Annotated in this window: 12 protein-coding genes and 1 pseudogene; all 13 read left to right on the forward strand. The window is 60.6% G+C overall.

Annotation, left to right across the window (positions count from 1 at the left end; all coding sequences use genetic code 11):
- Positions 1 to 79 precede the first annotated feature (79 nt).
- Entirely contained in the window at positions 80 to 823 is a 744-nt protein-coding gene (gene pyrH / locus ACODTO_RS20175; RefSeq protein WP_003198235.1) for a UMP kinase, read from the forward strand.
- The gene (gene frr, locus ACODTO_RS20180; RefSeq protein ID WP_139647352.1) at positions 820 to 1,377 is read left to right on the forward strand and encodes a ribosome recycling factor; all 558 of its coding nucleotides are present in this window, start codon (positions 820 to 822) and stop codon (positions 1,375 to 1,377) included. The genes pyrH and frr overlap by 4 nt, the downstream gene beginning before the upstream one ends.
- Positions 1,378 to 1,389: 12 nt before the next feature.
- Positions 1,390 to 2,145, forward strand: coding sequence for a polyprenyl diphosphate synthase (gene uppS, locus ACODTO_RS20185; RefSeq protein ID WP_024779014.1), 756 nt, complete (start codon positions 1,390 to 1,392; stop codon positions 2,143 to 2,145).
- Entirely contained in the window at positions 2,145 to 2,951 is an 807-nt protein-coding gene (locus tag ACODTO_RS20190) for a phosphatidate cytidylyltransferase (protein WP_139647355.1), read from the forward strand. Before uppS ends, ACODTO_RS20190 begins: the two co-directional genes overlap by 1 nt.
- Positions 2,948 to 4,138 carry a 1-deoxy-D-xylulose-5-phosphate reductoisomerase gene (gene ispC / locus ACODTO_RS20195; protein ID WP_489106964.1) on the forward strand — a complete coding sequence of 397 codons (1,191 nt, stop codon included), beginning with the start codon at positions 2,948 to 2,950 and terminating at the stop codon, positions 4,136 to 4,138. Before ACODTO_RS20190 ends, ispC begins: the two co-directional genes overlap by 4 nt.
- 52 nt (positions 4,139 to 4,190) lie before the next feature.
- Positions 4,191 to 5,543: a sigma E protease regulator RseP gene (rseP, locus tag ACODTO_RS20200; RefSeq protein WP_175385102.1), complete on the forward strand. Its 1,353-nt coding sequence runs from the start codon at positions 4,191 to 4,193 to the stop codon at positions 5,541 to 5,543.
- A gap of 74 nt (positions 5,544 to 5,617) precedes the next feature.
- On the forward strand, positions 5,618 to 7,993 hold the full coding sequence (gene bamA / locus ACODTO_RS20205; protein WP_175385101.1) for an outer membrane protein assembly factor BamA: 2,376 nt from the start codon (positions 5,618 to 5,620) through the stop codon (positions 7,991 to 7,993).
- 45 nt (positions 7,994 to 8,038) lie between these two features.
- Positions 8,039 to 8,542, forward strand: a complete 504-nt coding sequence (locus ACODTO_RS20210) for an OmpH/Skp family outer membrane protein (protein ID WP_024779019.1) — start codon at positions 8,039 to 8,041, stop codon at positions 8,540 to 8,542.
- A 3-nt stretch (positions 8,543 to 8,545) separates the two neighbouring features.
- Positions 8,546 to 9,601 carry a UDP-3-O-(3-hydroxymyristoyl)glucosamine N-acyltransferase gene (gene lpxD / locus ACODTO_RS20215; RefSeq protein WP_489106965.1) on the forward strand — a complete coding sequence of 352 codons (1,056 nt, stop codon included), beginning with the start codon at positions 8,546 to 8,548 and terminating at the stop codon, positions 9,599 to 9,601.
- A 106-nt stretch (positions 9,602 to 9,707) separates the two neighbouring features.
- Entirely contained in the window at positions 9,708 to 10,148 is a 441-nt protein-coding gene (gene fabZ / locus ACODTO_RS20220; RefSeq protein WP_139647365.1) for a 3-hydroxyacyl-ACP dehydratase FabZ, read from the forward strand.
- The gene (lpxA, locus tag ACODTO_RS20225) at positions 10,145 to 10,921 is read left to right on the forward strand and encodes an acyl-ACP--UDP-N-acetylglucosamine O-acyltransferase (protein ID WP_139647367.1); all 777 of its coding nucleotides are present in this window, start codon (positions 10,145 to 10,147) and stop codon (positions 10,919 to 10,921) included. Before fabZ ends, lpxA begins: the two co-directional genes overlap by 4 nt.
- Positions 10,922 to 10,923: 2 nt before the next feature.
- On the forward strand, positions 10,924 to 12,054 hold the full coding sequence (lpxB, locus tag ACODTO_RS20230; protein ID WP_175361616.1) for a lipid-A-disaccharide synthase: 1,131 nt from the start codon (positions 10,924 to 10,926) through the stop codon (positions 12,052 to 12,054).
- Positions 12,051 to 12,653: pseudogene (rnhB, locus tag ACODTO_RS20235) on the forward strand (ribonuclease HII); the annotation flags it as partial. The gene lpxB and the pseudogene rnhB, both read left to right, overlap by 4 nt.
- Positions 12,654 to 12,813 lie beyond the last annotated feature (160 nt).

Consider the following 12,813-nt stretch of genomic DNA (forward strand, 5'->3'; position numbering starts at 1 on the left):
GTCAGCGTCACGCTAGAGTGAGAGCAGGCTGCAAACAGTCTGCCAAGAATTTTCAAATACGCCGCAGGAGAGATTCGCAATGGCTCAGCAGGGCAGTGGTTATCAGGCTCGCTATAAACGCATTCTACTCAAGCTTAGCGGCGAGGCCCTGATGGGCTCGGAAGAGTTCGGGATCGATCCGAAGGTGCTGGACCGCATGGCCCTCGAAGTTGGGCAGTTGGTCGGTATCGGCGTTCAGGTCGGCCTGGTCATCGGCGGCGGCAACCTGTTCCGTGGTGCAGCGCTGAGCGCGGCCGGCATGGATCGGGTTACGGGCGACCACATGGGCATGCTGGCCACTGTGATGAACGCCCTGGCTATGCGCGACGCCTTGGAGCGTGCCAATATCTCGGCCATCGTGATGTCGGCTATTTCCATGGTTGGCGTGACCGATCACTACGATCGCCGCAAAGCCATGCGCCACCTCAACTCCAAGGAAGTGGTGATTTTTGCCGCTGGTACCGGTAATCCGTTCTTCACCACGGATTCGGCGGCCTGCCTGCGAGCGATCGAAATCGATGCCGATGTCGTGCTCAAGGCAACCAAGGTCGATGGTGTCTACACTGCTGACCCGTTCAAGGACCCGCATGCCGAGAAGTTCGATCATCTGACCTACGATGAAGTGCTGGATCGCAAGCTCGGTGTCATGGATCTGACGGCTATCTGCCTGTGCCGCGACCATAAGATGCCGCTGCGCGTCTTCAACATGAACAAGCCCGGCGCCCTGTTGAACATCGTGCATGGCGGCGCCGAAGGAACCCTGATCGAGGAAGTTCAACAATGATCAACGAAATCAAGAAAGACGCCCAAGCGCGTATGCAGAAATCCCTGGAGTCCCTGAGTCACGCGTTTGGCCAGATTCGTACCGGCAAGGCGCACCCGAGCATCCTGGGCAGCGTGATGGTTCCTTACTATGGCACCGACACCCCTATCAGTGGCGTCGCCAACATCACCGTGAAGGATTCGCGCACCCTGCAAGTGGTGGCCTTTGAGCGCAACATGCTCGCGGCGGTCGACAAGGCGATCCAGAGCGCCGGCCTGAACCTCAACCCGACCAACCTGGGCGAGTTGTTGCTGATCTCCATGCCTGCCCTGACCGAAGAAACCCGCAAGGGCTTTACCAAGCAGGCGCGCAGCGCGGCCGAGGATGCTCGGGTTGCCGTGCGCAATATCCGACGCGATGCCCTGGGCGAGCTGAAGAAGCTGGTCAAGGACAAGGAAATCAGCGAAGACGAAGAGCGTCGCGCAGCGGCCGATATCCAGAAACTGACCGACAAGGCAGAGGCTGATATTGATGCGGCCACCAAGCAAAAAGAAGCGGACCTGATGGCCGTATAAGGGTCTCGTTTCATGGATAAGACCAAGCAGGCCGCGTCGTTCGCGGTGCCACGCCACGTAGCGATCATCATGGACGGCAATAACCGCTGGGCCAAGAAGCGCTTCATGCCCGGTGTCGCCGGGCACAAGGCGGGGGTCGATGCGGTTCGCGCGGTCATCGAAGTGTGCGCCGAGGCTGGCGTAGAGGTGCTGACCTTGTTCGCTTTCTCCAGCGAAAACTGGCAGCGCCCGGCCGACGAGGTCAGCGCCTTGATGGAGTTGTTCCTCAAGGCTCTGCGTCGTGAGGCCAAGCGTCTCAACGAGAACAGCATCAGCCTGCGTATCATTGGTGATCGCTCACGCTTTCATCCGGAGTTGCAGGCCGCGATGCGCGAGGCCGAGGCCGCGACGGCCGGTGCTGATCGGTTTGTCCTGCAGATCGCCGCCAACTACGGCGGTCAGTGGGACATTGCCCAGGCAGCCCAGCGGCTGGCGCGGGAAGTCCAGGCCGGGCACCTGCGGCCGGAGGACATCACGCCTGAACTGCTGCAGACCTGTCTGGCTACGGGTGACCTGCCGCTGCCGGATCTGTGTATCCGCACCGGTGGCGAGCATCGCATCAGCAATTTTCTCCTTTGGCAGCTGGCTTACGCCGAGCTGTACTTCTCCGACCTGTTCTGGCCGGACTTCAAACACGAAGCCATGCGCGTTGCGCTGGCCGATTTCGCTTCCCGTCAGCGTCGTTTCGGTAAAACGAGCGAGCAGATCGAAGCTGGAGCCCGGGTTTAATGCTCAAACAACGAATCATCACTGCACTGATCCTGTTGCCCATCGCCCTGTGCGGTTTCTTCCTGCTTGACGGTGCGGGCTTTGCCCTGTTCATCGGGCTGGTCGTAACGTTGGGGGCATGGGAGTGGGCGCGGCTGGCCGGTTTTGCCGCGCAGTCGGCCCGTGTGACCTACGCCGCAGTCGTGGCGGCCATGCTGTTCATCATGTATGTGGTACCCGGTCTTGCACCCTGGGTGCTGGGCGCTTCGGTGCTGTGGTGGGCGACGGCGACCTTCCTGGTGTTGACCTACCCCCGCACGACCCATCATTGGGCCAATGCCGCGACCAAGCTGATGATCGGTCTCTTGATCCTGTTGCCGGCCTGGCAGGGTCTTATCTGGATCAAGCAAGGCGCGCTGGGCAACTGGCAGATCATGGCCGTGATGGTGCTGGTCTGGGGCGCCGATGTCGGGGCCTACTTCTCCGGCAAGGCGTTCGGCAAGCGCAAGCTCGCACCTCAGGTCAGTCCTGGCAAGAGCTGGGAAGGGGTCTACGGTGGCCTCGCCCTGAGCCTGGTGATTACGACCGTCGTCGGCGTTGCGCGGGAATGGACCGCCGGCCAATTGCTGATCGGCCTGTTTGGCGCCGCCCTGATTGTCTTCGTCTCGGTGGTCGGGGACCTGACCGAAAGCATGTTCAAGCGCCAGTCCGGGATCAAGGACAGTAGCAATCTGCTGCCTGGCCATGGCGGCGTGCTGGATCGTATCGACAGCCTTACCGCTGCGGTCCCGATCTTCGCTGTGCTGCTGTGGATGGCGGCATCGTGAGTCGTCCTCAGCAGATCACGGTGCTGGGCGCTACCGGTTCGATTGGCCTGAGTACGCTGGACGTCATCGGCCGGCACCCGGAGCGCTACCAGGTCTTCGCTCTCAGCGGCTTTACGCGCCTGAGCGAGCTGTTGGCGTTGTGCGTTCGTCACACCCCGCGGTTTGCCGTGGTGCCCGAAGCCGGTGTGGCGCGAGCACTGCAGGATGACCTGCGTGCCGCTGGCCTGCAAACCCGCGTGCTGGTGGGCGAGGAGGGTCTGTGCGAAGTGGCCTCCGATCCTGAAGTCGATGCGGTGATGGCGGCGATTGTCGGCGCTGCGGGTCTGCGCCCGACGCTGGCTGCGGTGGAGGCCGGCAAGAAGATCCTGTTGGCTAACAAGGAAGCGCTGGTCATGTCCGGCGCGTTGTTCATGCAGGCTGTAGGCAAAAGTGGTTCGGTACTGCTGCCGATCGACAGCGAACACAATGCGATCTTTCAATGCATGCCGCGGGATTTTTCCCGTGGCCTGGGTGCCGTGGGGGTCCGGCGGATCTTGCTGACGGCTTCCGGTGGCCCGTTCCGGCAGACACCGCTGTCAGAATTGGAGCATGTTTCACCCGAACAGGCCTGTGCACATCCGAATTGGTCCATGGGGCGCAAGATTTCCGTGGATTCGGCCAGCATGATGAACAAGGGGCTTGAGCTGATCGAGGCCTGCTGGCTTTTCGATGCCAGGCCGTCCCAGGTCGAGGTGGTGATTCATCCGCAGAGTGTGATTCACTCGCTGGTGGACTATGTAGACGGTTCGGTGCTGGCCCAATTGGGTAACCCGGACATGCGCACGCCCATCGCCAATGCGCTGGCCTGGCCGGATCGAATCGATTCGGGTGTGGCACCGCTGGACCTGTTCGCTATCGCCCGCCTGGATTTCCAGGCGCCCGATGAGCAACGCTTCCCTTGCCTGCGCCTGGCCCGGCAGGCGGCCGAGGCGGGCGACAGTGCCCCGGCCATGCTGAACGCCGCCAATGAGGTGGCGGTGGCCGCGTTTCTTGATGGACGTGTCCGTTACCTCGAGATCGCGAGTATCATCGAGGAAGTCTTGAATCTCGAGGCCGTGGTTGCCCTCGATGATCTCGACGCAGTATTCACCGTGGATGCCCGGGCCCGCGAGCTGGCGGGTCAATGGTTGAAGCGCCACGGACGCTGAGGCTGCGGTACGTTAGCCGGGGCTGCCCTGGACAGGATTGCGGAGAAAACAGATGAGCGCGCTCTATATGATTGTCGGCACCCTGGTTGCGTTGGGTGTGCTGGTCACTTTTCACGAATTCGGTCATTTCTGGGTCGCCCGTCGCTGTGGCGTGAAGGTCCTGCGTTTTTCCGTCGGCTTTGGCATGCCCTTGCTGCGCTGGCATGACAAGAAGGGCACCGAATTCGTTGTGGCCGCCATCCCGCTGGGCGGTTACGTGAAAATGCTCGATGAGCGTGAAGGCGAAGTGCCCGCCGATCAGCTCGATCAATCCTTCAATCGCAAGACTGTCCGGCAGCGCATCGCCATCGTAGCGGCGGGGCCGATCGCCAACTTCCTGCTGGCCATGGTGTTCTTCTGGGCGCTGGCCATGTTGGGTAGCGAGCAGGTACGTCCTGTCATCGGCGCGGTCGAGGCCGGCAGCGTTGCGGCCCGGGCGGGATTGAGCGCGGGTGAGGAAATTGTTGCCATCGACGGCGAGCCGACTTCCGGTTGGGCTGCCGTCAACCTGCAACTCGTGCGTCGCCTGGGCGAGAGCGGTTCGTTGCAGTTGATGGTGCGCGAGCAAGGCTCGACAACGGATTCTCCTCGGGAACTGGCATTGGATAACTGGCTCAAGGGGGCCGATGAGCCGGATCCGATCCGCTCCCTGGGTATCCGACCCTGGCGTCCGGCATTGCCTCCGGTGTTGGCCGAGCTCGATCCGAAGGGGCCGGCGCAGGCGGCTGGGCTGAAGACCGGTGATCGCCTGTTGGCCCTCGATGGTCAGTCGGTCAATGACTGGCAGCAGGTGGTCGACGCGGTTCGTGTACGTCCTGATACCAAAATTGTGCTGCACGTCGAGCGCGACGGTGCTCCAATCGACGTCCCGGTGACCCTGGCCGCTCGCGGCGAGAGCAAGACGCCAGCGGGTTACCTGGGGGCGGGCGTCAAGGCTGTCGATTGGCCACCGGAGATGATCCGCGAGGTCAGTTTTGGTCCGGTCGCAGCGATTGGCGAGGGTGCGCGTCGTACCTGGACCATGAGTGTCCTGACCCTCGACTCACTGAAGAAAATGTTGTTCGGCGAGCTCTCGGTAAAAAACTTGAGTGGACCGATAACCATTGCTAAAGTGGCGGGCGCTTCTGCCCAGTCGGGCGTTGCTGATTTCCTGAATTTCCTTGCTTATCTGAGCATTAGCCTGGGGGTTCTGAATTTGCTGCCCATCCCGGTACTGGATGGGGGGCATCTGCTGTTTTATCTGATCGAGTGGGCGCGTGGTCGTCCCTTGTCGGATCGGGTTCAAGGTTGGGGGATACAGATTGGTATCAGCTTGGTGGTCGGGGTGATGTTGCTTGCCTTGGTCAACGATCTGGGTCGTCTGTAACGCTTCGCTGAATTGCGAATCTGCCGCATTTTGCGGCAGTTTGTTTATTGCCAGTTGGAATAAGAAAGGACTTCATGAAACGTCTGCTGCTAACCGCGGTGTTTACCGTGTTGATGATCGCCGAAGTTCACGCCGAGTCCTTCACTATCTCTGATATTCGTGTCAACGGCCTCCAGCGGGTTTCCGCGGGTAGCGTCTTTGGTGCCTTGCCGTTGAACGTCGGCGAGCAGGCGGATGATCGGCGCCTGGTGGAGTCCACTCGTGCGCTGTTCAAGACCGGTTTCTTTCAGGATATCCAGCTGGGCCGTGACGGTAACGTCCTGGTCATTACGGTCGTCGAGCGGCCGTCAGTCGCCAGCATCGAGATCGAAGGCAACAAGGCGATCTCCACCGAAGACCTGATGAAAGGCCTCAAGCAGTCCGGCCTGGCCGAAGGCGAGATCTTCCAGCGCGCGACCCTCGAAGGTGTGCGTAACGAGCTGCAGCGCCAGTACGTCGCCCAGGGTCGCTATTCGGCCACCGTCGACACCGAAGTGGTGCCGCAGCCACGTAACCGTGTGGGCCTGAAAGTCAACATCAACGAAGGCACCGTGGCAGCCATCCAGCACATCAACGTGGTGGGCAACACGGTTTTCCCCGACGAAGACCTGATCGACCTGTTCGAACTCAAGACCACCAACTGGCTGTCGTTCTTCAAGAACGATGACAAGTACGCCCGTGAAAAACTCTCCGGTGACCTGGAGCGCCTGCGTTCCTACTACCTGGACCGTGGCTACATCAACATGGACATCGCTTCGACCCAGGTGTCCATTACCCCGGACAAGAAGCACGTCTACATCACCGTCAACGTCAACGAAGGCGAGAAGTACACGGTTCGCGACGTCAAGCTCAGCGGTGACCTGAAGGTGCCTGAAGACCAGGTCAAGTCGCTGCTGCTGGTACAGAAAGGCCAGGTGTTCTCGCGCAAGCTGATGACCACCACGTCCGAACTGATCACCCGCCGCCTGGGTAACGAAGGCTATACCTTTGCCAACGTCAACGGCGTGCCGCAACCACATGATGAAGACCACACCGTCGACATCACCTTCGCCGTGGACCCGGGCAAGCGTGCCTACGTCAATCGCATCAACTTCCGTGGCAACACCAAGTCCGAGGACGAGGTGCTGCGTCGTGAAATGCGCCAGATGGAAGGTGGCTGGGCTTCGACCTACCTGATCGACCAGTCCAAGACCCGTCTGGAGCGCCTGGGCTTCTTCAAGGAGGTCAACGTTGAGACTCCCGCGGTGCCGGGCGTCGACGACCAGGTCGATGTGAACTACAGCGTCGAAGAGCAGGCTTCCGGCTCGATCACCGCCAGTGTCGGTTTTGCCCAGAGCGCCGGCCTGATCCTCGGTGGCTCGATTACCCAGAACAACTTCCTGGGTACCGGTAACAAGGTCAGCATCGGCCTGACCCGCAGTGAATACCAGACCCGTTACAATTTCGGTTTCGTGGACCCCTACTGGACTGCCGACGGTGTGAGCCTGGGCTACAACGCCTTCTATCGCACCACCGACTATGACCAGCTCGACTCCGATATCTCCAGCTATGCGGTGGACAGCTATGGTGTCGGCGCCAACATCGGTTATCCGATCAGCGAGACCTCGCGCCTGACGTTCGGCCTGACTGCCCAGCAGGACAAGATCAACACCGGTAAATACACCGTCGACGAGATCTTCGATTTCGTTAACAAGGAAGGCGACAGCTACCTGAACTTCAAAGCGTCTGCCGGCTGGTCCGAATCGACGCTGAACAAGGGCGTGCTGGCGACACGTGGTCATTCCCAGAGCCTGGTTCTGGAAACCACCACGCCTGGCAGTGACCTGTCGTTCTTCAAGCTCGACTATCGCGGCCAGCTGTTCCAGCCGTTGACCGACACCTACACCATGCGCCTGCATACCGAACTGGGCTATGGTGATGGCTACGGGTCGACCGATGGCTTGCCGTTCTACGAGAACTATTACGCAGGTGGTTTCAACTCGGTACGTGGTTTCAAGGACAGTACCCTGGGCCCACGCAGCACCCCGAGCAAGGGCACCAACCCGGGTACCGTAGCCGACCCGGATCAGGACCCACTGCCGTTTGGTGGCAACGTACTCATCCAGGGTGGTCTTGAAGTTCTGTTCCCGATGCCGTTCGTCAAGGATCAGCGCTCGCTGCGGACCTCGGTATTCTGGGATGTGGGTAACGTCTTCGACTCCAAGTGCAGCGACACCACCAACACTAACGGCACCAAGTCCAACACTCAGTGCAACGACATCAGCCTCAGCAACATGGCCAGTTCCGTTGGTGTAGGCGTGACCTGGGTTACCGCGCTCGGTCCTTTGAGCTTCGCGCTGGCGATGCCGATCAAGAAACCGGATGACGCTGAAACCCAAGTGTTCCAATTCTCCCTCGGCCAGACGTTCTAAGCGTCTGACCCAAGATAACGACAATGGATTTTGTAGGAGTACATCGTGCGTAAGTTGACTCAATTGGTTCTCCTGGCGACCGTGCTGGTCGCTGGTCCGGCTTTTGCCGACATGAAGATCGCCGTTCTGAACTATCAGATGGCCTTGCTGGAATCCGACGCGGCGAAGAAATACGCCGTGGATGCGGAGAAAAAATTCGGCCCGCAACTGACCAAGCTCAAGAGCCTGGAAAGCAGTGCCAAAGGGATCCAGGATCGCCTGGTCGCCGGTGGCGACAAGATGGCCCAGGGCGAGCGTGAGCGTCTGGAGCTTGAATTCAAGCAAAAGGCTCGTGACTTCCAGTTCCAGTCCAAGGAACTGAACGAAGCGAAAGCCGTTGCCGACCGTGAAATGCTCAAGCAGCTCAAGCCGAAACTCGACAGCGCTGTGGAAGAAGTCATCAAGAAAGGTGGTTTTGACCTGGTGTTCGAGCGTGGCGCAGTGATCGATGTCAAACCTCAGTACGACATCACGCGCCAGGTCATCGAGCGCATGAATCAGCTGAAGTAATCCATGACAGCGACTATCAAACTCGGCCAGTTGGCCGAGTTCCTCGGAGCCACCCTGCGTGGCGACCCGGAGAAGGCAATTACTGGGCTAGCCACTTTGCAAGAGGCTGGCCCAGCTCAGTTGAGCTTCCTGGCAAATCCTCAATATCGCAAATACCTGGCCGATAGCCGGGCCGCGGCGCTGTTGCTCAAGGCTGCCGATGCCGAAGGTTTTGCCGGTGACGCGCTGATCGTACCCGATCCGTACCTGGCGTACGCGCGGATTTCCCATCTGTTCGATCCCAAGCCCAAATCGGCTGCCGGCATTCATCCCAGTGCGGTGATTGCGGCGGATGCGGTGGTCGACCCGACGGCCAGCATCGGTCCTTTCGTGGTCGTCGAGAGTGCGGCGCGGATCGGTGCCGGTGTCACGCTGGGTGCCCATTGTTTCGTCGGTGCCCGTAGCGAGATCGGCGAAGGTGGCTGGCTGGCTCCCCGGGTTACCCTGTATCACGATGTGCGCATCGGCAAGCGGGTGGTGATCCAGTCCGGTGCGGTGCTGGGCGGTGAAGGATTCGGTTTCGCCAACGAGAAGGGCATCTGGCAGAAGATTGCCCAGATCGGTGGCGTCACTGTCGGCGATGACGTGGAGATCGGCGTCAATACCGCCATCGACCGCGGCGCGCTGGCTGACACCGTCATCGGCAATGGTGTGAAGCTGGACAACCAGATCCAGATCGCTCACAACGTCCAGGTCGGTGACCACACCGCCATGGCGGCCTGCGTGGGTATCTCCGGCAGCACCAAGATCGGCAAGCACTGCATGCTCGCCGGTGGCGTGGGGCTGGTGGGGCATATCGATATCTGCGACAACGTTTTCCTGACCGGGATGACCATGGTGACCCACTCGATTACCGAGCCCGGTGCCTATTCCTCCGGTACGGCGATGCAGCCGGCGGCCGAATGGCGCAAGAGCGCGGCCCGTATCCGTCAGCTCGATGACATCGCGCGCCGCCTGAAACAGGTGGAAAAGCGTGTAGGGGACGTGACCCCTGGCGGTAATGCTTCATCAGATGGCTGATACCATTTCCATATCAAGTGTGCACGGCCGCCAGGCTTCCTTGATTTGCTAGCGGAGCGCGCGTCTACCGCGCACCTCCCAATCTTTACATAGGCTTCCCCCCGAAATGATGGACATCAACGAGATTCGCGAATACCTGCCTCACCGTTACCCGTTCCTGCTCGTGGATCGGGTAGTGGAGCTGGATGTTGAGGGCAAGCGCATTCGCGCCTACAAGAATGTCAGCATCAATGAGCCGTTCTTCAATGGTCACTTCCCTGCGCATCCCATCATGCCGGGCGTGCTGATCATCGAGGCCATGGCTCAGGCTGCCGGAATCCTTGGTTTCAAGATCATGGACGTGAAGCCCGCGGACGGCACGCTCTACTACTTCGTCGGGTCCGACAAGTTGCGTTTCCGCCAGCCGGTGACCCCGGGCGATCAGCTGATCCTCGAAGCCACGTTCATCAGTTGCAAGCGCCAGATCTGGAAGTTCGAATGCCAGGCTTCGGTCGACGGCAAGCCTGTCTGCTCCGCTGAAATCATTTGCGCGGAACGCAAACTATGAGTTTGATTGACCCTCGCGCAATCATCGATCCGACGGCCGTCCTGGCCGCCGATGTCGAGGTCGGCCCTTGGTCGATTATCGGCGCAGGTGTGGAAATCGGCGAGGGTACGGTGATCGGCCCGCACGTAGTGCTCAAGGGACCGACCCGGATCGGCCGGCACAATCGCATCTACCAGTTTTCTACGGTAGGCGAGGACACGCCCGATCTCAAATACAAAGGTGAAGAAACCCGCCTGGTCATCGGCGATCACAACGTGATCCGCGAGGGCGTGACGATTCACCGTGGCACCGTTCAGGATCGTTCCGAAACGACCCTGGGCGACCACAACCTGATCATGGCCTACGCCCACATTGGCCACGACAGCGTCATCGGCAACCATTGCATCCTGGTGAACAATACCGCGCTGGCCGGCCATGTCCACGTGGACGATTGGGCGATCCTGTCCGGCTTCACCCTGGTTCACCAGTACTGCCATATCGGCGCCCATAGCTTTTCCGGCATGGGCACCGCCATCGGCAAGGACGTCCCGGCTTATGTCACGGTGTTCGGCAATCCGGCCGAAGCCCGCAGCATGAACTTCGAAGGCATGCGTCGTCGTGGCTTCAGCGAAGATGCGATCAGTGCATTACGTCGCGCCTATAAGGTCGTGTATCGCCAGGGGTTGACCATCGAGCAGGCGCTCGTCGAGTTGACAGAGGCATCGACCCAGTTCCCGGAAGTCGCGGTGTTCCGCGATTCCATCCAGTCTTCGACCCGCGGCATCACTCGCTGACCATGGGTAATTTGCGTGTTGCGCTGGTGGCTGGCGAGGCTTCCGGCGATATCCTGGGTGCGGGCCTGATGCGAGCGCTCAAGGCTCAGCACCCGGCGGTCGAGTTCATCGGTGTCGGCGGACCATTGATGCAGGCCGAAGGGTTGACGTCCTATTTCCCGATGGAGCGCCTGTCGGTGATGGGGCTGGTGGAAGTGCTCGGTCGGCTGCGAGAGCTGCTGGCTCGGCGCAAGAAATTGATTGCGACCCTGATTGACGAAAAACCGGATGTGTTCATCGGCATCGATGCGCCGGATTTCACCCTCAACATCGAACTCAAGTTGCGTCAGGCCGGGATCAAGACCGTGCACTACGTCAGTCCCTCGGTCTGGGCCTGGCGGCAGAAGCGTGTGCTGAAGATTCGCGAAGGTTGCGACCTGATGCTGACGCTGCTGCCGTTCGAAGCGAGGTTCTATGAGGAGAAGGGTGTGCCGGTGCGGTTTGTCGGACATACCCTGGCCGATACCATTCCCCTGGAAGCCGACCGCAAGGATGCCCGCCAGGCGTTGGGCTTGTCCGACGGGCCGCTGGTGGCGTTGATGCCTGGCAGCCGGGGCGGCGAGGTAAGTCGCCTGGGTGGTTTGTTTTTCGACGCCGCCGAGCGCCTTCGGGCGATGCGTCCCGACGTGCGTTTTGTCTTGCCGTGTGCCAGTGCGCAGCGGCGTGAGCAGCTCGAAGCGCTGCTGGCCGGCCGCGATTTGCCGGTCACGCTGCTCGACGGCCGCTCCCACCAGGCGTTGGCTGCTTGCGACGCGGTGTTGATTGCATCCGGCACTGCTACTCTTGAGGCGTTGCTGTACAAGCGCCCGATGGTGGTTGCCTATCGTCTGGCACCGCTGACGTTCTGGATCCTCAAGCGCATGGTCAAGAGTCCTTACATCTCCCTGCCGAACCTGCTGGCCCAGCGTTTGCTGGTGCCCGAGTTGCTGCAGGACGATGCAACGGCCGATGCATTGGCCAATACGCTGGCGCCGTTGATCGACGGCGGCCAGGAACAGACCCGCGGCTTTGACGAGATCCACCGCACGTTGCGTCGCGACGCCTCCAACCAGGCCGCAGACGCGGTACTGACCTTGATCGGTGCCAAACCATGAAGCATTCGAAGCAACAGATGGGCCTGGACTTCAACCTGGTCGCCGAAGTCGAAGAGCTGGTGGCGGGCGTCGATGAAGTAGGGCGTGGCCCATTGTGCGGCGCGGTGGTGACGGCGGCGGTGATTCTCGACCCGAACCGGCCGATCCTGGGTCTCAACGATTCCAAGAAGCTCACCGAGGCCCGTCGCGAGAAGCTCTACGACGAAATCTGCGAGAAAGCCCTGAGCTGGTGCATCGCCCGGGCCGAGGTCGAAGAAATCGATGAGCTGAATATCCTGCACGCCACCATGCTCGCCATGCAGCGAGCGGTGCAAGGCCTGCACATCACGCCGAAACTGGCGATGATTGATGGCAATCGTTGCCCGAAACTGTCGATGCGCGCCGAGGCGGTGATCCAGGGGGACGCGAAGGTGCCAGCTATTGCGGCGGCATCGATCCTGGCCAAGGTCAGCCGTGACCGGGAAATGAGCGCCTTTGAACTGATTTACCCAGGCTATGGCATCGGTGGCCACAAGGGTTACCCGACGCCTGTGCATCTGGAAGCCTTGACGCGCCTGGGGCCAACGCCGATCCACCGGCGCTCGTTCGCGCCGGTGCGGTTGGCTTATGAGGCGCGTGAAGGTTTGGTAACAGCGGGTCCCCTTCAGCCAAGTGCAATCCCCTGCGCAAGCGAGCTCGCTCGCGAAGAGGGCGGCGCGGCTAACATTGATGTGGCCTGATACACAGCCTTCGCGAGCAGGCTCGCTCCCACAAGGTCGG

Source organism: Pseudomonas sp. FG13, from assembly GCF_057809755.1.

Excerpts from the sequence above, each read along its gene's own strand:
- pyrH (WP_003198235.1), top strand. The coding sequence starts at position 80 with ATGGCTCAGCAGGGCAGTGGTTATCAGGCTCGCTATAAACGCATTCTA.
- frr (WP_139647352.1), top strand. The coding sequence starts at position 820 with ATGATCAACGAAATCAAGAAAGACGCCCAAGCGCGTATGCAGAAATCC.
- uppS (WP_024779014.1), top strand. The coding sequence starts at position 1,390 with ATGGATAAGACCAAGCAGGCCGCGTCGTTCGCGGTGCCACGCCACGTA.
- ACODTO_RS20190 (WP_139647355.1), top strand. The coding sequence starts at position 2,145 with ATGCTCAAACAACGAATCATCACTGCACTGATCCTGTTGCCCATCGCC.
- rseP (WP_175385102.1), top strand. The coding sequence starts at position 4,191 with ATGAGCGCGCTCTATATGATTGTCGGCACCCTGGTTGCGTTGGGTGTG.
- bamA (WP_175385101.1), top strand. The coding sequence starts at position 5,618 with ATGAAACGTCTGCTGCTAACCGCGGTGTTTACCGTGTTGATGATCGCC.
- lpxD (WP_489106965.1), top strand. The coding sequence starts at position 8,546 with ATGACAGCGACTATCAAACTCGGCCAGTTGGCCGAGTTCCTCGGAGCC.
- fabZ (WP_139647365.1), top strand. The coding sequence starts at position 9,708 with ATGATGGACATCAACGAGATTCGCGAATACCTGCCTCACCGTTACCCG.
- lpxA (WP_139647367.1), top strand. The coding sequence starts at position 10,145 with ATGAGTTTGATTGACCCTCGCGCAATCATCGATCCGACGGCCGTCCTG.
- lpxB (WP_175361616.1), top strand. The coding sequence starts at position 10,924 with ATGGGTAATTTGCGTGTTGCGCTGGTGGCTGGCGAGGCTTCCGGCGAT.